19 protein-coding genes and 2 pseudogenes are annotated in these 21,134 nt (G+C 43.8%); 10 read left to right on the top strand and 11 right to left on the bottom strand.

The window, feature by feature from the left end:
• Window positions 1-118: 118 nt before the first annotated feature.
• Both M2R47_RS04820 and M2R47_RS04815 read right to left on the bottom strand, forming a co-directional pair.
• On the bottom strand, window positions 119-1,108 hold the full coding sequence (locus M2R47_RS04820; protein ID WP_249099736.1) for a malate dehydrogenase: 990 nt from the start codon (window positions 1,106-1,108) through the stop codon (window positions 119-121).
• 187 nt (window positions 1,109-1,295) lie between these two features.
• The gene (locus M2R47_RS04815; RefSeq protein ID WP_249099734.1) at window positions 1,296-3,314 is read right to left on the bottom strand and encodes a lytic transglycosylase domain-containing protein; all 2,019 of its coding nucleotides are present in this window, start codon (window positions 3,312-3,314) and stop codon (window positions 1,296-1,298) included.
• A 246-nt stretch (window positions 3,315-3,560) separates the two neighbouring features.
• Here M2R47_RS04815 and M2R47_RS04810 point away from each other — a divergent pair, with 246 nt between their 5' ends.
• Entirely contained in the window at window positions 3,561-4,202 is a 642-nt protein-coding gene (locus tag M2R47_RS04810; protein ID WP_249099732.1) for a tetratricopeptide repeat protein, read from the top strand.
• A gap of 54 nt (window positions 4,203-4,256) precedes the next feature.
• Here the strand turns inward: M2R47_RS04810 and M2R47_RS04805 are convergent, their stop codons facing one another.
• Together M2R47_RS04805 and M2R47_RS04800 are read right to left on the bottom strand one after the other, a co-directional pair.
• Window positions 4,257-4,610 (bottom strand): hypothetical protein, encoded by a 354-nt coding sequence (locus M2R47_RS04805; RefSeq protein ID WP_249099730.1) that lies wholly within the window; start codon window positions 4,608-4,610, stop codon window positions 4,257-4,259.
• A gap of 108 nt (window positions 4,611-4,718) precedes the next feature.
• Window positions 4,719-5,219, bottom strand: coding sequence for a hypothetical protein (locus tag M2R47_RS04800; protein ID WP_249099728.1), 501 nt, complete (start codon window positions 5,217-5,219; stop codon window positions 4,719-4,721).
• Between the two features lie 107 nt (window positions 5,220-5,326).
• Here M2R47_RS04800 and M2R47_RS04795 point away from each other — a divergent pair.
• The 3 genes and pseudogenes from M2R47_RS04795 to M2R47_RS04785 form a co-directional block, all read left to right on the top strand.
• A pseudogene (locus M2R47_RS04795) lies at window positions 5,327-5,716 on the top strand (IS1595 family transposase); the annotation flags it as partial.
• A gap of 307 nt (window positions 5,717-6,023) precedes the next feature.
• Window positions 6,024-7,469 carry a tRNA (N6-isopentenyl adenosine(37)-C2)-methylthiotransferase MiaB gene (gene miaB / locus M2R47_RS04790; protein ID WP_249099726.1) on the top strand — a complete coding sequence of 482 codons (1,446 nt, stop codon included), beginning with the start codon at window positions 6,024-6,026 and terminating at the stop codon, window positions 7,467-7,469.
• 188 nt (window positions 7,470-7,657) lie between these two features.
• On the top strand, window positions 7,658-7,906 hold the full coding sequence (locus M2R47_RS04785; protein WP_249099723.1) for a DUF2789 family protein: 249 nt from the start codon (window positions 7,658-7,660) through the stop codon (window positions 7,904-7,906).
• Window positions 7,907-7,986: 80 nt separating this feature from the next.
• Here the strand turns inward: M2R47_RS04785 and glnA are convergent, their stop codons facing one another.
• Together glnA and M2R47_RS04775 are read right to left on the bottom strand one after the other, a co-directional pair.
• Window positions 7,987-9,417: a type I glutamate--ammonia ligase gene (gene glnA / locus M2R47_RS04780; protein ID WP_249099721.1), complete on the bottom strand. Its 1,431-nt coding sequence runs from the start codon at window positions 9,415-9,417 to the stop codon at window positions 7,987-7,989.
• 370 nt (window positions 9,418-9,787) lie between these two features.
• The gene (locus M2R47_RS04775; RefSeq protein ID WP_249099718.1) at window positions 9,788-11,389 is read right to left on the bottom strand and encodes a mechanosensitive ion channel family protein; all 1,602 of its coding nucleotides are present in this window, start codon (window positions 11,387-11,389) and stop codon (window positions 9,788-9,790) included.
• 313 nt (window positions 11,390-11,702) lie between these two features.
• On the opposite strand from M2R47_RS04775, the gene ahcY reads away from it, so the two are divergent.
• The 3 genes from ahcY to M2R47_RS04760 are packed head-to-tail and all read left to right on the top strand — an operon-like array spanning window position 11,703 to window position 14,227.
• Window positions 11,703-13,073, top strand: a complete 1,371-nt coding sequence (gene ahcY, locus M2R47_RS04770; RefSeq protein ID WP_407069331.1) for an adenosylhomocysteinase — start codon at window positions 11,703-11,705, stop codon at window positions 13,071-13,073.
• 57 nt (window positions 13,074-13,130) lie between these two features.
• Complete coding sequence (locus M2R47_RS04765; RefSeq protein WP_249099712.1) at window positions 13,131-13,511, top strand: DUF1294 domain-containing protein; 381 nt, start codon at window positions 13,131-13,133, stop codon at window positions 13,509-13,511.
• Window positions 13,508-14,227, top strand: a complete 720-nt coding sequence (locus tag M2R47_RS04760) for a 16S rRNA (uracil(1498)-N(3))-methyltransferase (protein ID WP_249099709.1) — start codon at window positions 13,508-13,510, stop codon at window positions 14,225-14,227. The genes M2R47_RS04765 and M2R47_RS04760 overlap by 4 nt, the downstream gene beginning before the upstream one ends.
• Window positions 14,228-14,242: 15 nt before the next feature.
• On the opposite strand, the gene M2R47_RS04755 is transcribed toward M2R47_RS04760, so the two are convergent.
• The 5 genes from M2R47_RS04755 to M2R47_RS04735 all read right to left on the bottom strand — a co-directional run bounded on the left by M2R47_RS04755 (window position 14,243) and on the right by M2R47_RS04735 (window position 18,561).
• On the bottom strand, window positions 14,243-14,917 hold the full coding sequence (locus M2R47_RS04755; RefSeq protein WP_249099706.1) for an HAD family hydrolase: 675 nt from the start codon (window positions 14,915-14,917) through the stop codon (window positions 14,243-14,245).
• A 253-nt stretch (window positions 14,918-15,170) separates the two neighbouring features.
• Window positions 15,171-15,803 (bottom strand): YidB family protein, encoded by a 633-nt coding sequence (locus M2R47_RS04750; RefSeq protein ID WP_249099701.1) that lies wholly within the window; start codon window positions 15,801-15,803, stop codon window positions 15,171-15,173.
• A 250-nt stretch (window positions 15,804-16,053) separates the two neighbouring features.
• A complete protein-coding gene (locus M2R47_RS04745) occupies window positions 16,054-16,533 on the bottom strand; it encodes a hypothetical protein (RefSeq protein WP_249099698.1) in 480 nt (159 codons plus the stop codon).
• The gene (locus M2R47_RS04740) at window positions 16,520-16,783 is read right to left on the bottom strand and encodes an FAD assembly factor SdhE (protein ID WP_249099696.1); all 264 of its coding nucleotides are present in this window, start codon (window positions 16,781-16,783) and stop codon (window positions 16,520-16,522) included. The genes M2R47_RS04745 and M2R47_RS04740 overlap by 14 nt, the downstream gene beginning before the upstream one ends.
• 188 nt (window positions 16,784-16,971) lie before the next feature.
• Window positions 16,972-18,561: an inorganic phosphate transporter gene (locus tag M2R47_RS04735; RefSeq protein ID WP_249099693.1), complete on the bottom strand. Its 1,590-nt coding sequence runs from the start codon at window positions 18,559-18,561 to the stop codon at window positions 16,972-16,974.
• Between the two features lie 250 nt (window positions 18,562-18,811).
• On the opposite strand from M2R47_RS04735, the gene M2R47_RS04730 reads away from it, so the two are divergent.
• The 3 genes and pseudogenes from M2R47_RS04730 to M2R47_RS04720 all read left to right on the top strand — a co-directional run bounded on the left by M2R47_RS04730 (window position 18,812) and on the right by M2R47_RS04720 (window position 21,132).
• Complete coding sequence (locus M2R47_RS04730; protein ID WP_249099690.1) at window positions 18,812-19,543, top strand: FFLEELY motif protein; 732 nt, start codon at window positions 18,812-18,814, stop codon at window positions 19,541-19,543.
• Window positions 19,544-19,774: 231 nt separating this feature from the next.
• Window positions 19,775-20,521 (top strand): annotated as a pseudogene (gene ubiE / locus M2R47_RS04725) (bifunctional demethylmenaquinone methyltransferase/2-methoxy-6-polyprenyl-1,4-benzoquinol methylase UbiE); the annotation flags it as partial.
• Window positions 20,521-21,132: an SCP2 sterol-binding domain-containing protein gene (locus M2R47_RS04720; protein WP_249099686.1), complete on the top strand. Its 612-nt coding sequence runs from the start codon at window positions 20,521-20,523 to the stop codon at window positions 21,130-21,132. The pseudogene ubiE and the gene M2R47_RS04720, both read left to right, overlap by 1 nt.
• The last annotated feature ends 2 nt before the right edge of the window (window positions 21,133-21,134 follow it).

Below are 21,134 nucleotides of genomic sequence, written 5' to 3'. Positions count from 1 at the left end.
CTCATCACCAAAAATCGCCGTTACTCCCAGCCAGCATGAAACATAAAAAAATACCCCAAAAAATACTTGCTTTTGGGGTATTACTTAACAGGTCATCGCCACATTAAGCGGACATCAATCAACCGAACAAATGGTCAATCGCAGCACGCTCTTCTTCAAGCTCATTGAGTGTGATGTCGATATACTTTTGGCTAAATTCGTCAATTTCTAAGCCTTGAACGATTTTATACTCACCATTTTCAGTAGTTACAGGGAAGCCAAACATCACGCCCTCTGGAATGCCATAAGAGCCGTCAGACGGAATACCCATTGTTACCCACTCGCCATTTGTACCCAATGCCCAATCACGCATGTGGTCAATGGCAGCATTGGCAGCAGATGCCGCTGATGACAATCCACGAGCTTCAATGATTGCCGCACCACGCTTACCAACGGTTGGCAAGAAAGTATTGGCATTCCATTCTTGATCATTAATCATGTCTTTGACGCTCTCGCCATTGATGGTGGCAAATCGATAGTCTGCATACATGGTTGGGCTGTGATTACCCCAAACAGTCAGCTGTTTAATGTCCTTGACTGCTTGACCAGTTTTCTTTGCTACCTGAGTCAATGCACGGTTGTGATCAAGTCGTAACATGGCCGTAAAGTTCTTGGCTAGCAAGTCTGGTGCTGATTTCATGGCGATGTATGCGTTGGTGTTGGCTGGATTGCCCACCACAAGCACTTTGACATCACGGCTTGCCACATCATTTAATGCTTTTCCTTGAACAGTGAAAATCTTAGCATTCTCTTGAAGTAAGTCAGCACGCTCCATGCCAGGGCCACGAGGACGAGCACCGACCAACAGGGCATAATCAGCATCTTTAAACGCCACATTTGGATCATCTGTACCAATCACATCATGCAACAATGGAAAAGCACAATCATCAAGCTCCATGATGACCCCTTGTAGTGCCTGCTGAGCTTTTTCGTTGGGGATTTCCAGTAGTTGCAAAATCACTGGTTGGTCTTTACCAAGCATTTCGCCAGAGGCGATGCGGAACAGCAGACTATAACCGATTTGACCAGCAGCACCAGTCACGGCAACACGAACAGGTTGTTTACTCATGACATTCTCCTTATTTAATATCCAATAATCAATTTGGGTAATTTTGTCATCTCCTGCCCTCTTGGCAGATGGCATCACAAAATTATCCTTAGTGTAGCACTTTTAAGCATAAATCGCAAAGCTAAAAATGCCTTATTTTCAAGTCTATATCATCAAAGGCTTGGGCAAACATTAGCATCATCATACCTTAGTGGCGTGGCCAGACCGTACCCATACGCTGGGTGATTGGTACATGATTACCCAACAACAGCCCATAAATGGTCGCATTCTCCATGACATGCTTGACATAATCACGAGTTTCAAAATAAGGAATCGCCTCAACATATTGATCCGCACTGATCGCACCATGCGATGGCAACCATTTTCTTGCCGCACCCAACCCAGCATTATAACCTGCGGTGGCCACCGTAATCTGCCCACCAGACTTATTTGCCAAATCATTGAGATGCCAGGTACCATAGCGAATGTTCGTCTCTGGACGATTCATGTTGCCTGATGACTCACCCATGCTGCGAGCAATTTGATTGGCAGTGCCTGGCATGATTTGCATCAAGCCACCTGCACCCACTCCTGAGCGTGCCGTCGGTTGAAAACGACTTTCTTGACGCATGATGCCGTATGCCCATGCAGGATCGATACCGACTTGATGACTGTAAGACATGACACTGGCTTGATAAGGCATGGGGTGTGATAACGACACCGCTCTTAGATTTGGCATGTTATCAATGGCATAAATGCTGCGATGATACATGCCCAAATCATATGCACGCTTAGCGGCCGCCAGTGCCAAAGTATTGTCATTGCTATCACGAGCAGCCCTGACCGCCCAATTCCATTCACGACCGCTATGTTCATTTGAAACACCGTTTTGCATCATCAAAAACGCACGAGCAAAATGCGGGTTTTGCATGACACGATAGGCATCTTGTTGACTGATGTTTGGTAAGGCATTGCCTCCAAGCTCCGACAAACTTAGTTTTTGACCCAAGCGATCTTTAGCCAACAGACCATAATAGTCCACACCAGCAGCCAACTCTTGATAAATGCTTCTTGCCCAAGCTTGTTTGCCTGTTTGTTCATAACTGCGAGCCAGCCAATACCGCCACACCCTCTCATCTTGATGTAGTGTGCTCATTGATGAAATGGCAGTGATGACATCTTCCCATTGACCAAAATAAATGGCCGCTTGTGCATAATCCTCCGCTTCTTCAAAATTAAATGGCTCACCCACAGACTGCCTAAACCAATGTATCGCATCCATGCTAAATCCATCATCAGTATTCATATTCATACGCTTGACCGCAATCGCACGGTAAGCATAACGGCGAGCCATGTCGGAAAGACGCTTTTGCGGTCGAGTGTCATCTTGATTAATGTCAAATTGCAACTGCATGATGGCATCATGATAAGAGCGATGTGCCAGCTGGCTGATGGCATAAACATACAAATACTGACTGACCTCATCATAACCATTCATGGCAAATTGACTAAAAAATTCATAGGGATTATTAGCAATGCTACGCAAAGTTTCATAAGAAATTGGCAAGCCCAAGCGAGCTGACAAGGTCAAAATGTCCCTTGTTTTATCCAGTGGTGCTTGGCGTTTAGAAAGTTGTCGACGATCAATGCGCATCATGCGAATCAGTTGCTCATGCTGATCGGTGCGTGTGATGCGTGGGTTATCCACCATCTCAGTCGCAAGTTTATCGCACAATGATTGTTTGATTTGCGTGTTTAGCCAAACATGATGCTTTTGCTCCAAAGCACGATAGGATTCAGGGCTTTGGTTATAGCCAAGTGCGATGGCACAAGCTTCTGATTTATCAGCATTTTCGATTGATGGGGATACAGCAAGCACCGACGCATAATCGTTTTGGCGTGCTTTGATTTCAGCATAATCAGCTGCCAATTTTTCACTCATCACTTGACTGGGATACTTAATGACAAAATGATTGATGGTTTGTGGATCTTGTAATGACAGATTCTGATTGAGTCGCCAATATTCAGGATACACAGCAAATAGCGTACCCTGCATGCTTTGCTCATATCGATACATGGCATCAGGGTTGGATTTTTGTCGCTCAGCATCAATGAATTGATAGATGCTGCCATCATTAGGGCTACTCTGTGCACAAGCGACCTGAGCGATGGTGCCAAGCACGCACAAGGCGGTCGCCAAATGCAGTTTGGTTGGGTGGATTTTCATGAAAGCTCACTTAGACTGTCAACTGAAATGATGATAAATGAAATGTCAAATGCCATCTAGCCTATCAAATCAAAGTTGCTTGGTTGTATAAAAGTTGTAATTTTTACCCACAAATGTTGTCAACAAGAAAAAACAAAATAAGAAATGCCTGACAGCGAAAATTTTTAACCATGCTTAAAGCCTGCAGCCTTGCCAACATTCATCAAATTTTATATGATAAAATTTTTAACCCATCAAGGAATATTTATGATGACAGTCAAACGCACACTTTGCACCGTCCTACTGGCACTTAGCCTAAGCACCACCCTTGCAATGGCGGATGATTTTGATACTGCCTTATATTATGCACAAAATCAAAATTACAGCCAAGCCTTCCCTATCTTTAAAAGACTTGCCGAGCAAGGAGATGCAGCCGCTCAAAATAATCTGGGTTGGATGTACAGCGAAGGACAAGGCGTAAAACAAGATGACCGTCAAGCGGTGTATTGGTATCAAAAAGCAGCCGAGCAAGGAGATGTAGCCGCTCAAAATAATCTGGGTTGGATGTATTTTAATGGATGGGGCGTAAAACAAGATTCCCATCAAACGGTGTATTGGTATCAAAAAGCAGCCGAGCAAGGAGATGCAGGTGCTCAATTTAATTTGGGGAATATGTATGCCAAGGGACAAGGCGTACGCCAAAGCCATACTGAGGCGATGAAATGGTTTCAAAAAGCCCATGCTCAAGGCTCTGCAAAAGCCGCCTATAATATCGGTGTTTTGTATCATAAAGGGCAAGGCGTCCGCAAAAATAAAACCACCGCCAAAGAATGGTATGGTAAAGCCTGTGATTTGGGCGAACAGCTAGGCTGTGATGCATATAGAAAGCTGAATCAAGCAGGCCATTGATACTGTTTATTAAAATGCGGGTGGGCTGTACCCACCTTTTTTATGCTTAACCAATCACCCCAAAAACTGCAACAAAAACAACGCACTAAATCCAGCCAAAAAGACAATGCCACTGATGGCAAACCATCGCATGCCAAATGAAGTGGTCGGCTCGTTTTTGATCAGTGAGTAGTTCAAATACGCATAAATCGGTGCAGCGACAAAGGCAGAGATCATCGCAAATTTTAACAAAGCCGCCATCTGCCCCAAGAAAAACGCAATGATGGCATAGCCAGACACCAACACAAAAGTCGTCCAAGACTTGAGATATTTTTCGGTCAGCTCGCTGCTGTCTTTGATGATCCAGGACAAACTCTCAGCAGTGATACATCCATAGCCGTCAGCCGATGCGATGACCGTGCCAAACATGCACAAAAACGCAATGAAAGCCACCAAAGGCTTGGTCTAGTAGCCGATCGTCGTCGCATACATCTCGATCAGCTGGCCGACATAAGCACCGCCTTGCATGGCAATCTCTTAACCCGATCCGTATTGCAAAAATACGCCAAGTGCCAAGAAAAACAGTGCCAGCACGGTAAATACCAAATAGCCAACATTAAAATCCGCCATGCCTTGATAACGGCTGGTATGATCGGTGCGGATTTTTTCGGCAGTCCACAACGAGGTGACGACCGAAAATCCAAGCGGTGCTGGCATAAAGCCCATCAAGGCAATCACAAAGCTCAATGCCCCCAGACTCCAAGGCGATGGCTCAATAAAATCAGAGATCATGACAGATGGCTTGCCTGCTGCAATCACCACTGCCGCTACGGTTGCGATGGTTAAGGCGGCAACGATCCACTTGATCAGATTATCCAGCATCTTATAGCGACCACCGATCAGCAGTACCCACGATGACACCATCACGATCGCTGATAGAGCCAAAGTGTTGAGCTCAAATGGCAAAACATACCCCAAAATCACCGCACATAGTAAAGTAACCGCACCTGTGGTGATGACGCCTGAGATGATGCTCATGATGAAAAAAACCCACAGATACAGCCAAGATTTTTTGGCGTAGCCAGCCACCAGGCTCTCGCCTGTATTGTAAGCGTACTCGGTGGCAAAACGATAAAAAGGATACTAAAACAGCTGTGTTTGGTCTTTTGAAGCGTCATGGCAGGGTGTATACTGTTGTTGTAACAGATACCAAGCAAAGCACCTTAATGCCTATCATCTCAAGCAAAATCAAGCCAGATGGCATCGTTTACACAGATGGTTATAGAAGCGATAATGCCTTTGATGTGAGTGAGTTTAAACACTTTCGTATCAATCATTCCAAAGAGTTTGTCAAAGACCAAAGCCACATCAACGGCATTGAAAACTTTTGGCTGCAAGCTAAACGAGTACTTAGAAAATACAATGACACCCCCAAGAAAAACTTCCATCTTTTTATCAAAGAATGTGAGTTTAGATTTAACTACAGCACACCATCTAATCAGCTTAAGATATTGAGAAAATGGTGTGGGATTTAGGGCTTGTCTGCTACAATCCCTTAAAAAATTTTGCCAAAATGATGGTGGCAAGCTGCCAGCCATATTTTTGATCGGTGCCGATTTGTGATGACTTACTCACAAAAACCCCCAAAATGCCAAAATAATGATGCCAATATTACACTTTTCATATACTAAAACAAAACCGCCATAAAACCACATTTTCTTATCAAATATTTTGTCCATACCCAAAACTGGGTCAGTGATGTCAATCTGGGCAAAAACCATTACCATAATCGATGCCATTTATGCTAAAATAGCTTATTTTGTCATTTTGGAAAACCCCGTCATGAAAGTCGTCACGTTTGACCCAAAAGCACACCAAACCACCACCCAAAACACAGCGGTGGCAATGAATACCTCACAAAATACCAGCACGGCCAAAAAAGTTTACATCGCCACCCAAGGCTGTCAAATGAATGAGTACGACTCTCAAAAGATGGGAGATGTTTTGGGTCAATCGCACGGCATGATCATCACAAAAGATATTAGCGAAGCAGATGTTCTCATCATGAACACCTGCTCAATCCGTGAAAAAGCCCAAGAAAAAGTATTTAGCGAACTGGGTCGCTGGCGTAAGCTGAAACAAAAAAATCCAAATCTGGTCATCGGCGTGGGTGGTTGTGTGGCGAGCCAAGAAGGCGATAATATCCAAAAACGCGCCCCATTTGTTGACATGATTTTTGGCCCACAGACGCTGCACCGACTGCCAGAGCTTTATGAACAGTCCACCAAACAAAGCTTGGAAGTCCCAAAAAATCGCATCGGCGTGGTCGATGTGTCTTTTCCAAGCATTGAAAAATTTGACTTTTTACCAGAGCCGAAAGTTGAAGGATTTAAGGCTTTCGTATCCGTCATGGAAGGTTGCTCAAAATATTGCTCTTTTTGTGTTGTCCCTTATACGCGTGGCGAAGAACTTTCTCGTCCACTTGATGATGTGCTGGCAGAGATTGACAGCCTTGCTGAACAAGGCGTGCGTGAGATTAACCTGCTTGGTCAAAATGTCAATGGCTATCGTGGCGAGAAAAGTGATGGTACGATTTGCCGATTTAGCGAGTTATTACATTATGTTTCGCACATTGATGGCATTGAACGCATTCGCTACACCACAAGCCATCCGTTAGAATTCACTGATGACATCATTGACGCTTATAAAGTTTTGCCAAAACTGGTATCGCATTTGCATTTGCCAGTACAAAGCGGCTCAAACAATGTGCTGGCAGCAATGAAACGCAACCACACGATTGATGTCTATGTCAATCAAATCAACAAACTCAAAGCTGTGCGTCCCGACCTACACTTATCAAGTGATTTCATCATTGGCTTCCCAGGCGAGACCGATGCTGATTTTAATGACACTCTACAACTTGCCAAAGATTTGGATTTTGATCATTCATACAGTTTCATTTATTCAAAAAGACCTGGCACGCCAGCATCTGATTTGCCTGACGATGTCAGTCTTGAGACCAAAAAAGCACGCTTGGCTGAATTTCAAGAAGTCATCAAGGAGTCTACTTTTGCCAAAACACATGCCATGGTTGGTCAAGTGGTACGCGTGTTGGTCGAAGAGCGAGCCAATCGCCGAGATGGTTATCTGCACGGCACAGCCGACAACACACGCTCAGTGATTTTTAAAGGCGGTGATGAACTGCTTGGTCAGTTTGTTAGCGTCCACATCACCAAAGCCATCAGCATGCACTTGGTTGAGGGCGAGCTGGTGTCAGTGCTTGGCTAAGGGCAATTTGCGTGACTTGATGAGTGTGAACAATTGGCAAGGTTACCAACCTGCTCATCTTACCGTCATCGCATGAGAATTTTCATCTACAAAATGCCCACAATTGAGCAAGGTTGACGCCTTGCTCATTTTTTTGACTGTGCTACAATCATGGCAACACAACTTAAAACAATCATCAGGAGATCATCATGCTAGGTGAAGTCGATTACACCCTCAATCAATTGTTTAAGCAGCTGGGGCTTGATAATTCAGATGCTGCCATTGACTCATTCATCCGCACCAATCAGCTGTCCCAACAAACAATGCTCATTGATGCTCCGTTTTGGAATGAGCAGCAACGCTCTTTTTTAAAAGAAGAGTACAAGCTTGACTCTGTTTGGTCATTGACCATTGATGAACTCAATACGCTCTTACATGAAGATGCGATGTCAAACTGATTAAAATGAGTTTGAGTCGTTTTACAAAAAACCCAAGCCGAATCTTGACTTGGGTTTTTGATTGAGAAGTGATTCAGTCATCACAAAGAATAATACATCTCAAATTCTAATGGATGTGGTGCCATTTGTAGACGACGAACCTCTTCATACTTAAAGTCAATGTAGCTGTCAATCCAATCTTGACTAAACACCCCACCACGAGTTAAAAACTCACAATCATTACGCAGTGCCTCCAATGCCTCATCAAGCGATGCACAGACGGTTGGAATGAGTGCATCTTCTTCTGGGGGCAAATCATACAAGTTTTTGGTTGCTGGTTCACCTGGATCAATTTTATTTTGAATGCCATCTAAGCCTGCCATCAATAAGGCGGAAAATGCCAAATAAGGGTTTGCCATTGGGTCAGGGAAACGAGCTTCGATGCGACGAGCTTTCGCACTGTTGACAGCGGGAATGCGAATGGATGCCGAGCGATTTTTGGCAGAATAAGCCAGCTTAACAGGTGCTTCAAAGTGCGGTACCAAACGCTTGTAGCTGTTGGTAGATGGGTTGCAGATGGCGTTCAAAGCTTTGGCATGACGAATGATGCCACCAATGTAATATAAGGCCGTCTCAGACAGACCTGCATAGCCATCACCTGCGAATAAGTTTTCACCATCTTTCCAGATGGATTGATGCACATGCATGCCACTGCCGTTATCACCCATTAAAGGCTTGGGCATGAAGGTGGCGGTCTGACCAAAGCTTGCTGCAACATTATGAATGATGTACTTCATGTCTTGTGTCCAGTCAGCACGCTGAACCAATGTGCTAAATTTCGTACCAATCTCCATTTGTCCTGCAGTAGCCACCTCACCATGATGCACTTCAACAGGAATGCCAATCTGTTCTAGCAGGCGAGTCATCATCGAGCGTAAGTCCTGACCTTTATCCACAGGCGCCAAACTAAAATAATTGCCCTTAACAAAAGGACGATGCCCCAAATTTACCCCCAACTCTTGGCAGTCCTTTGGCTTACCGCTACTCCATGCCGCACAATCAGAATGGATTTTAAAGCGAGTGCCGCTCATGTCGGTCTCAAATTCCACACCATCAAACACAAAAAATTCTGGCTCAGGACCAAAATAAGCCGTATCACCAATGCCAGTCGCTTTTAGGTATTCCTCAGCTCGCTTAGCGATGGAGCGTGGATCACGGTCATATCCTTGTCCACTGCTAGGATCAACAACATCACAAGTCATCACAACAGTGGCATCATCATAAAACGGGTCAAGATAAGCAGTGTTAGGGTCGGCGATGAGCTGCATGTCTGATGCCTGAATGCCTTTCCACCCACCGATAGACGATCCATCAAATGCTTGACCGTCCATGAACCATTCTTCTGGATCATCAAGAACGATGCGTGCAGGAATGGTAACATGTGCTTGCTTACCTTTGGTGTCGGTAAATCGCAAATCCACAAATAAAGCCTCACTGTCTTTAATCAGCTCGACTGCTTTTTGAATGCTCATAAGAACTCCTAAATCTTACCAAAATGGCGGTTGATGGGTGTTGGAATTAGATTCACAACCTTGCTTTGATGACATATCCTAGCGGTCTTGTTATTGCGTGATACGCTTGGCATATTATACAATTAAAAATAAAAAAATGGGTACTTAATCAGACCAACTTTCTAAAATTTTATCTCCTAACCACTTTTGTTTTTTGATTGGTTTTTTGAGCGACATCTTTTTTTGCACCGACCAACTCTTATTGGGTCAGTCAGTTGGTCAAATGCACCCATGTTTTGGTACAAATTATTTTTTATCTGACAACATGACAAAGTATTGATGAAACCCCTTTTGTGTCAAAACCACATTACAACCCCCATCATTACCATCATCAATCACTCTGAACATGAACTGTTTGGGTAGGTAAAGCATGGCTAACTTGATAGTTTTTTAACTGATTTAAAATGTCTAAAATCAGCTCGCTTTGCTTACCATAAAACTCAATAACCCCCAACGCATCAATATAGCATCTGATTTGTACCACAAAGCAATCTTGACGCATCTCAATGATATGCACCTGCGTCCATTCGTTATTGACATAGTCATGGCTACTGATGAACATTTGTAATTCACGAATCATTCTACCAAGCTCATCAGCATCAGCATCTCGGGCAATGTATAACTGATGCAAAAAATGAAACATGTCTCTTTTGGCATAGTTTTCTATCTGCATGGATGAAAACTCACCATTTGGCACAGTTACCACCGTACGATTAAGTGTGCGAATGCGACTTGAACGAATGCCAATATCAATCACCGTCCCTTCAAGATTACCAAAACGACAATAATCACCGACACGCACAGGACGATCTGCAACCACAACGACCGATCCGATGAGATTTTCAATGGTCTTTTGTGCACCAAAAGCAAGTGCCAAACCACTCACCCCAAGTGCCGCCATACCTGTGGTTAAGTCAAAGCCCAAGTTGCCCAAGATGATGATGACAGCCAAAATAAGCATCAATGCCTTAGCAATTTTGCGCAGCAAACTTAAAATTGACACTTGCTCAGGGTGATTGTGCTTAATGCTCAATGCTTCGGCACGACCAAACAGTGCATCTATCAGTCTTAATACCAGCCAAGCTGTTGCTCCCCATGCAATGACATCCTTAAAACGCCCAAAAGATGTACGCAAATTGACAGGCACACCCATGGGCAGCATGATTTGCGGTAATAGCATCGCCACAATGATGATGGCAAGTGGCATGATGACGGTCGGTGTGATGCGGTATTTGCCACCCATCAAACCTTGATAAATCATCTTGGCTAGCCAGTACATCAGCCATACCAATACATAGATGACCACATAAGCTCCCACCACCAACAAAGCCAATGCCATGATATCGCCAACATTCACGCCAAAAATGCGATGATGGTTGAGTTTATCCAGCCCCATATTTTCAGCAAGCGTGGGTGTGGATTTGGTGATGTGTGGCAGGTTAGCAAGCGTCTGTTTGGCAAATTGCCAATACACCGCCCCATCAGCACTCTCATGTCGCACCATCAAAATGTCGATGTGAGCATTCATCAGATGAATTTCGCCAACCTTATCCAGATCAGCAGGCAGATTATCCGACAGATTTCCCAGCGAGTCTCCACTGATTTGCAAGTCCGCATCAAGCCTACCGCCTGCATCAAGTGCTTTTTTAAATCGCCCTACAATTTTTTTGGCATCATCTTGCTTCATGCTTGACAAATACCGACCATCTAAATAATGCGTTGCTAGCACGACATCACCATCACCAATCGCCTGCATAAAGCCTTGCACAGCACTTCTTGGCGTATCTCTACCAAAGGTATCCTTATGCTTAGGTTCATTATGAGCAGTGATGGGAGTTAAGAATCCTTGCGTGGGAGCAGCGTGGGCAAATTGGTCAAACATCAATGCCCAAAATAACACAATCAACATCAACACCTTTTGTGCCAAGCTCATCTTGCACCACCCATCATTCTTAACCTTAACAGCCAAAATCGCACACTGCCTAAAAAAGTGCCATGCTATCAACTTTTAACCATAAAGACAAGTCATCAACCCCCCCCAAAAAGCCAGCATACTCACTAGGCATTTAGCAAATTCATCATAAATTTGTTATAATGCCAACCCACCAAGAGATGTTGCAATTTTACCGATTGGTAAAGTCAGGCTTGGTTTGTTAAGGCTGCTTGCTTTAATAAAAAACAACGACATCTGCGTTTTTTGCTTTTTTATTCATCAATCTTTATAAGGAGTGGACGCAGTGTCTACCATCACAGCCCAAGATTTTACCGACTACAAAGTTGCCGACATCAGCCTTGCTAAGTTTGGTCGCAAAGAAATCAAACTTGCCGAAACAGAAATGCCTGCCTTAATGGGTATCCGTAAACGCTATCAAGACACACAGCCTTTGGCAGGTGCTAAAATTGTCGGTTGCATTCACATGACCGTACAAACAGCGGTGTTGATTGAGACTTTGGTGGCATTGGGTGCAGAAGTTCGCTGGACATCATGCAATATTTTTTCTACCCAAGATCACGCAGCAGCAGCCATTGCCGAAGCTGGCATTCCTGTCTTTGCATGGAAAGGCGAAACCGAGCAAGAATACGAATGGTGCCTTGAACAACAAATCCATAAAGATGGGCAACTTTGGGATGCCAATCTGATTTTGGATGATGGTGGCGATTTAACCGCCTTAATTCACAACAAATACCCACAAATGCTAGACCACATTCACGGCATCAGCGAAGAGACGACAACAGGGGTTCATCGCTTGGTTGACATGCTGAATAAAGGTGAGCTTAAAGTCCCTGCCATCAATGTCAATGACGCTGTCACCAAATCCAAAAATGACAACAAATACGGCTGCCGCCATTCCTTAAACGACGCCATTAAGCGTGGTACAGACATGTTACTTTCTGGACGCCGAGCGTTGGTGATTGGCTATGGCGATGTTGGTAAGGGTTCGGCACAGTCTTTGCGTCAAGAAGGAATGATCGTGCGTGTGTCTGAAATTGACCCAATTTGTGCCATGCAGGCATGCATGGACGGTTATGAAGTGGTATCGCCTTTTATCAATGGCGATCAAAATCAAGGGGTTAATCAAACGCTGCTGCAAGACACGGATTTGATAGTAACCACCACTGGCAACTATCATGTGTGTGATAGTGAAATGTTAAAAGCATTAAAATCAACGGCAGTGGTATGCAACATTGGGCATTTTGACACCGAAATTGACACTCAGTTCATGCGTGATCATTGGACATGGGTGGAAGTCAAACCACAAGTTCATCAAGTATACCGCTCAAACGATGAGAGTGATTATCTGATTGTGTTAAGCGAAGGTCGCCTTGTTAATTTGGGCAATGCCACAGGGCACCCATCTCGCATCATGGATGGCTCATTCGCCAACCAAGTTTTGGCTCAAATGCACCTATTTGCTGAAAAATTTGCCGATTTGCCTGCTGATAAAAAAGCGGAAAACTTGTATGTCAAAGTTTTACCCAAAAAGCTTGATGAAGAAGTGGCAGCAGCCATGGTTGCAGGATTTAATGGCGTCATCACCCGCCTGACAGCAGAGCAAGCTGACTATTTGGGCGTCTCTGTAGATGGTCCATTTAAGAGTGATGAGTACAAATACTAATCTTAACTCTCAATAACAAAGCAATGGCAGTTGATGACTGCCATTGTTAGGACGCTCATGACAACACCCAATAAAAATCCCACATCACGCTCATCATGGGCATGTCTGTTTGCTCTGACATACACGGTCATCATCATAACCTTAGTGATGGCTGGCGCATTGCCATTTGCCCTGCTCATCGCCTACGCACTGAGTAGCTTGGCAAGCTATGTATTGTATGCTTTTGACAAAACGGCCGCCAAGAGAAAGGAGCGTCGCACCCCAGAATACAGCTTGCATTTATGGGCGTTATTTGGTGGTTGGATTGGCGGTGCTTTTGCCCAGCACATACTACGCCATAAGACACAAAAAGCAGAATTTCAATGGGTGTTTTGGCTAAGTGTGGTCGCCAATATCAGTTTTGTTGGCTATTTATTTCTAATTGAGCCTTATTTATGAATCGTTTTTTTGTTCAGCAGGGATTAAGCATTGGCGAAGATTTGTGCCTGCCTGATGAGGTTACTCATCACTGGTGCAGGGTTTTGCGTGCTAAGGTGGGTGATGTTGCCATACTGTTTGATGGTCAAGGTGGCGAATATGCCGCCACACTCACTCAGATTGATAAAAAATCTGCCAAAGTGCATATCAATGATTTCAATCCCATCAATCGCACACCAATGTTCCAAGCGACGATCGGTCTTGTGATCAGTAAAGGCGATAGAATGGACTACGCCATTCAAAAAGCATGTGAAATGGGCGTATCGCACATTCAGCTACTGACCAGTGAACGCTGCCAAGAACCCCTAAAATACGAACGCAACAGAAAAAAAATCGCCCACTGGCAAGGCATCGCCGTTGCTGCTTGCGAACAATGCGGTTTGAATAAAATACCCGCCATCGCACCAGCCAAGACGCTTGATGAATGGGTAGCCAGCTGTACAGATGAACTAAAATTAGTCTTGGCATTAAGTGATGGCAAACCTGATTTTCATCATCCACTGCCCAACACCGTCGCCTTACTCATTGGTGGCGAAGGAGGATTATCACCCAGAGAAATGGCACTGGCCAAATCGCACGGCTTTACTCCTTGGACAATCGGTGAGAGAGTGCTACGCACAGAAACCGCACCTGTGGTGGCACTGACAGCATTGCAAATCATTTATGGCATGGCGTGATGACACACCCAAAAGTCATGATGCCCAATTTTCAATACGCCAATTTCTTTGCATCGCTTCGGCTTTTAATATGTCATCAGGATTGACACAGACCGCTTCATCAGCGAATGACAACAATGGCAAATCATTTTTAGAGTCTGAATAAGCAATCATCCGTTCAAACACCACACCTTTTTGTTGGTAAGAGCTGATCAGTTTTTGCAAATGATACAACTTACCCTCTTTGAAATTTGGTCGACCACTCACACGACCTGTATGGCGACCGTCTTTAACTTCCAACACCGTCGCCAGTGTGTGCTCATCATCAACACCAAACAGATTGGCGATTGGCTTAACAACAAAATCATTGGTTGCACTGATGACCACAACGGTATCGCCAGCATCACGATGATTTTTAATCTGAGCAATGGCTCTGGGGCGCATATTCGGAATGATCCAAGTGTCTAGATATTTTTGACGGTATTCATGCAGCTCATCCATCGTCTTCGTGGTCAAAAATGCTGCCACAAATTCGTTATATTCCACCGCATCTAGCGTGCCTGCGATATAATCTTGATAGAACTTATCATTCGCCTGGGCGTAAACGGTCGCATCCACCAAACCCTCATCAACAATGAATTGACCCCAGCTGTGATCACTATCAACATCAAGCATGGTCATGTCCAAATCAAATAATGCCAAGTTTGCCATAATTTACCTTATCCAAAATCAACCCACGCATCATATCAAAAAAATACTCAAAGCCAAACCATTTTTTTGATATTGATGAAAAGATGCCGCCAAAACCTTGAATCATTTGTATTGATTTGGCAAATTTTTAAGGCATCATTAAAAAATAACTTTCAAATCCATCCTTTAGCCATGACGCACTTAGCAACCACAAAAAAAGCCATCATCATTGATGGCTTTTTAAACAGCGACAACAATATGCCACCATAGGTGATTAGAATCTGCCTTTAAGTTGAGATAAAATCTGGGCAATTTCATCATTCGCTTGCTGCTCACTACCCAAATCACCCTTTGGTGTCAAGTCGTTCACCACTTTTGGCAATAAGTCTGCAATGCCTTGACAGACCTCCTGTTCACTTGCCCCTGTCTGCGAACAAACCTCAGATATTTCTTGATTACCAAATAAGCGAGCGACATCTTGTGCATCAATGCCATCATTATCCTTGTCGATATTAACCCATGATTGTGCTTTTTCACCCAAGCCGCTGCCTTGTAATTTAGAAAGTACTCCAGACAGACCGCCATTTTTTTGGATATAATTAAGGACGACTGGCAACAACGCAAGCAATAGAGTCGATTTATCAAAGCCTCCGCTTTGAGATTTGGTTAATTGCGTCTGATTACCCAAAAAACTGCCAAGCAATCCACCAAGATTGGCTGGGCTTTGGTTCGCCTGACCACTCACAAGACTCCCCAAAAGACCGCCCAAGCCACCTTGTTGAGACTGACCACCAATACCTCCCAAAAGACCACCCAAGGCCGTACCGACCATGTCATTTTGCACACCTTTGGTGTCTTTTAAGGCATTTTGAGCCACTTGTGTAACGATAGATTGTAATAAACTCATGAGTTATCCTTAATAATAAATCAAAATAAAAAACCAACAAGCCACCAATCGTTATTCAAAGGCACATAACAATGAGCCTGCATCATGAATGATGACCATCAAATAAATCAAGCTCAATATTGCCCACACAGGCAAATCAACGAACCTAACCAAATATTCATCTTATCAAAGATTGCCAATAAAAGTGTCGGTATTATGTAACCTTAAATGGTTTTATATCAATGAATCATTCTGATTTTGACAATCACGATTAACCAGCACCAGCCGCATTCATGGCACACACACCCAAAAGCTTACGAAAATTTTCATCGCTCACTTGATGGCGACGAATGATGACCTCCATCGTGCATCGACTGGGTTCAATCACATAAAATCTTAAAAATACGGATTTATTAGGCGTGCCAATCACCTGTGCTTGTGTCAAATACCCTTGCCACAAAGCAAGCCCTCTTTTGGTTGCTACGCCAATTTCCCAAGCTTCGTCAATGTGATGGCAATTGAGTGTGAGTGGTCTTACTTGATATGCCAGCCATACGGACAGCAGCACCGCCATCAAAGACACAATGCCCATCATCCACCAAGATAAATCAGCCCACAGAGCAAGTAGTAGTGTCGTCAAGACATATATGGACCAAACAAATGGTTTGCCACGACGATGCAATACAAGCTCTAAATGCAAGCGATTTTTAGAGTGGTGATGGATGGTTGATTTGATGTTAGGATTGGGCATGTTTTAGCTGTTTCATGCGTTCAATGAGTGCTGATACTTCGTCATCATCTGGTCGCTCTTGACCCAAAAAAAACAACAACAAATCAGGGTCTTCATACTCCACCAGTCGTTCGAATGCTCTTTGCTCATCGCTTGGTGCAGTCAAATAGTTAAGCTTGACATAAGGATCAATATAATAGTCCAGCTCCTTTAATCCTCGCCTGGCTTGGTAGATGATTTTTCTTTGCGCTAAGGTAGGTTCACCGCTCATGAATGCCTCTTGTTAAAAATAGGATTGATTTGCTTAGTATATCAAAGACAAAGCATGTTTAACAAATCCATCAGTCGCATTGGTGCATGATTCCTACCAACAAAACAAATAATGATGATTCTCATGGTCTTAAAAATCATGAAAAAAAAACGGCTCATCACAATAAGCCGTTTTTTTAAGATGAGTCATCATAAAACCTGATTTAAAATCAAGAAAAATACCGCACTCACACTTGCTGCCACAGGTAGCGTGATGATCCACGCCAAACCGATCGGCTTCATTAATTTCCAATTGGTGTTCTTATTGACCACACCAATGCCCAGCACAGCACCCACCAAAATGTGCGTGCTTGATACAGGAATGCCAAGGCTTGATGCACCCATCACCACCGCCGCCGCTGCCAGCTCTGCTGCAAATCCTGATGCTGGATGCATTTCAGTGAGATTGGTACCGACCGTCTGAATGACTTCTTTACCAATGAACCACAAGCCCACAATGAGAGACACGCCGAAAGTTAGCATCACAGGAGCAGGTACGGTCGCCTTAGCAGCAATGGCGTTTTCTTTAATCACATCCAAAATTGCCACAAAAGGACCGACTGCGTTCGCAATGTCGTTTGAGCCGTGTGAAAACGCAAATGCACAGGCGGTAAATACTTGCATCCAGCTAAACATGATGAAAGTCGCTTTACCTAAATCCTCTTTGTGCTTACCTCGAATGGTTTTGGTGTAAATGAACGCCGTCAACCATACCATCGCACCAATCATACCCATCACCAAAGACGCATGCAAAGCAGACAGATTCAGACCAGTGTTCTTTAAGCCCTTAAATACCACCATTGCCGTCATGATGACCGCACCAAATGCCGCAATGAGCGGTACCCAAGTTTTGAGTGCTTTGAGCGTGTCCATGCCACTACGCTCATGCTCAATGTCATAAAGTGAACGGTAGTAATCCGTCTCCAATTCATCTCGATGGCAGTCGCTTTCGCTAAATGCTTCTTGATCACGCAGTAATGCTGTGGTGTATGGCAACTTATCATCATCACTCAAGCTTTCAAAAAACTCTTTTTGTTCACGCTTAAGTACTTTCTTTTGTGATTTTAACACCTTAACACGAGCTTCAACTTTCTCGTTATAAGCCAAAATATTACGCTTAATTAAGCTGTACAAGACATACGATAAAATACCGCCTAGCAATGGCGATATCACCCACGAGATAACAATCTCAATAATCTTTGACCATTTTACCGTTGAAAAGGCAAAATCTGCACCACCAATGCTAATACCAAGTACAATGGATGAACCGACGATACCGCCAATGATGGCATGCGTGGTTGAGACAGGCAAGCCTTTTTTTGTTGCAAACAACAACCAAAACGCTGCCGCTGCCAATGCTGACAGCATCAGATAAATGAACTGATTTGGACTGACACCAAGCTTACCGATGTCTACGATACCACTACGAATCGTATCAGTCACAGCAGCACCAGCCAGTACCGCACCTGACACTTCAAAAATGGCCGCCACCGCCAATGCTTGAGTAACGGTCAAAGTGCCTGCACCGACAGAAGTGCCGAATGAGTTCGCCACATCATTACCGCCGATGTTAAATGCCATGAATATGCCAAAAAAACTTGCCACCATGAACAGTGCTACCTGCTGATGTGCTGTATATTCTAGCCCCCAAAACGCAAAATAAACACACACCATTGCCAATAACAGAGCAAAAAAAGCATTTGCCCATATTGGCGTGGTCTGTTTTGCTGAATTTACCATAAATCCGCCAAAAATTAAAAAGACTTTAGTAAAAGATACTCAGCATCAATGCTGATGACCGTTATATTTTGCCCAAACACCTAAGGCAAACAACCAAATAAATGTTCAGACATCTTATATAACAAATATGACAGTTTTATGACAATTTTACCACATTATCAAACAATGCACCAATTTTTGTCATCTTTGACTGATTGAAATTGACTCAAAAAACCCAACATTATCATCAATGCAACCAAGGAGAAGTTTTATGTCTCATGTTGAAGAATTGGTAAAAACACTCACTGCCTACCAAGCACTACCACACCATGCCGATCAACAATTACAAGCCATTTTCCTTGCGGTACAACGATGGCAAAAACAGCGTATTCATCAAAGCAATCATGCTTTATTTGCCAATCCAAACACCGCAGCCTTTGCTCATTATCTGATCGATCGCATTTATGGCAGTCAGGATTTTGACACCTTGGTTGATCAACTGCTGACCGCAGGCAATAATGCCCTAATTGGTTCAGGTCGCCTCGAAAAACTGATTCCAAAAAAGACATTGGCGACAGGCATTTTAGGCATCAAGTCTGCCATTTTGGCAGTGGAATTGGATTTGCAAGTCGCCCAGTTCATTCGTCAAACCCCCTTGTGCCATCAGCAATATCAAGCAAGTGGTATCAGCGATGAGATGATGGTCTTTGCCTACCACAGCCTTGATTCCCAATCACTACGAACCAATCAAATCAAAGACATACAAGCCGTTTGTATGGCATCTTATGCTCAGTTTGATTCATTGTTATTATACCAAGCATTTTCGCTTGCTAAATCTGCCGCTTACCGTCATGGCTACCAACCCCTATATGATTTCATTCACGATGGGCTTTTTGCCATCAAAAGTATTAAGAACATTGATGATTTTATCGTGCCTTTCACTAAAAATGAACTTGCCACCATTGAACGCATTCATCGACATGGGAAAATCTATGACGAATGACACATTTTTTTAGGTTGTTTCATAGATTGTGTATAAAAATTGACCATTTTATAGTATCATTACCATCATTCATCATTCATAAAGTTAGCAGGAAGTCTCATGAGCCAAGACAACAAGACCGATCACAATTTCATCAATCCTAATATCCTGCCCACTGGCAAGCCCCAAGATCAAGCACTCATGCAAGCCCCTGCTGATGCCAGTGATGCAGACAGTCGTTATTCTCAACATATCGGTGCTACCACGCATTTTGGCTATCAGACTGTGGACGCCAAAGAAAAACAGCATAAAGTTGCCGAGGTCTTCACTTCGGTTGCCACCAAATATGACATCATGAATGATCTGATGAGCTTTGGCATTCATCGATTATGGAAACGCTACGCAATCAGCCTGTCAGGTGTGCGTACTGGTCAGTCGGTGTTAGACATTGCAGGCGGTACAGGCGATTTGGCAAAAGTTTTTAGTCGTGAAGTGGGACGCTCTGGTCGTGTCGTACTGTCCGACATCAACGAAGCCATGCTGGAAGTCGGTCGTACACGCTTGATCAATGCTGGCTGTAACAATGTGGACTTTGTGCTGGCGAATGCCGAAACATTAGAGCCTTTTGGTGATGAATCTTTTGATTTGGTCAGCATCAGCTTTGGTCTAAGAAATGTTACTGACAAACAAAAAGCACTAGAAGCCATGCATCGTGTCTTAAAGCCAGGTGGCAGACTTTTGGTGCTAGAATTTAGCAAGCCCATCTTTGAACCACTCTCCAAAGCTTATGATTTATATTCATTTACCGCCCTACCTTTGATGGGTAAGATTGTCGCAGGCGATAGCAAAAGCTACCAATACCTTGCCGAATCCATTCGCATGCACCCAGACCAAACCACCTTAAAAGGCATGATGGAACAAGCTGGTTTTGTCAACTGTGATTATCACAATCTGACTGGTGGCATTGTGGCAGTTCATCGTGGTTTTAAGGCTCGCTGATGATTCATGTAATAGCTTTCGGTCTTGCTGAGCGTGCCATTAATAGCACGCTTGCATGCGACCCAACCAGTCGAAGTCATCTGATGGCATTATCAGGTAAGGTCTTACGCCTGATTATTGACAAGCCTGCATTTAAAGTAGATGTTTTGTTTTGTGAGGATCACTTGCGATTTGAGCCTGTCAGCCAAAGAATGTTCGAGCCGCAAGGCGGTGTCATTCAAGAACCCAACTGCACGCTTCAAGTAGCCACGCCAAGCCATCTCATGTCTCTCATGCGTCAATCGGGCAACCTACCCATCAAAGGCGACCATCGTGTGCCCATGCAATTAAAAGCCTTGATGGATGAGTTTCAACCTGATTTATTGGATCGCATTGAGCACATCATCGGTAAAAGTGCCAGCAGTTACACTCACTTAATTACCCAAGAACTGCTGCCTGTCATTTCACCTGTACTGTCATCATTCAAATCACTGATGACCAATACCCAATCCACCACTGACACGCCTTTTGATGACATCATCAGCCAAAAAAAGCAAGAGTTATTACGCTTGCAAGCTGACATTGACCGTGAAAAAGCACGCTTAGACACCTTAAAAAACCAAGCAAACTGATC

This window comes from Moraxella oculi (assembly GCF_023336735.1).
Taxonomy (GTDB): Bacteria; Pseudomonadota; Gammaproteobacteria; order Pseudomonadales; family Moraxellaceae; genus Moraxella; species Moraxella oculi.
Note: the sequence above shows the minus strand (reverse complement) of the source record. Positions and strands in the feature narration are given on the sequence as shown.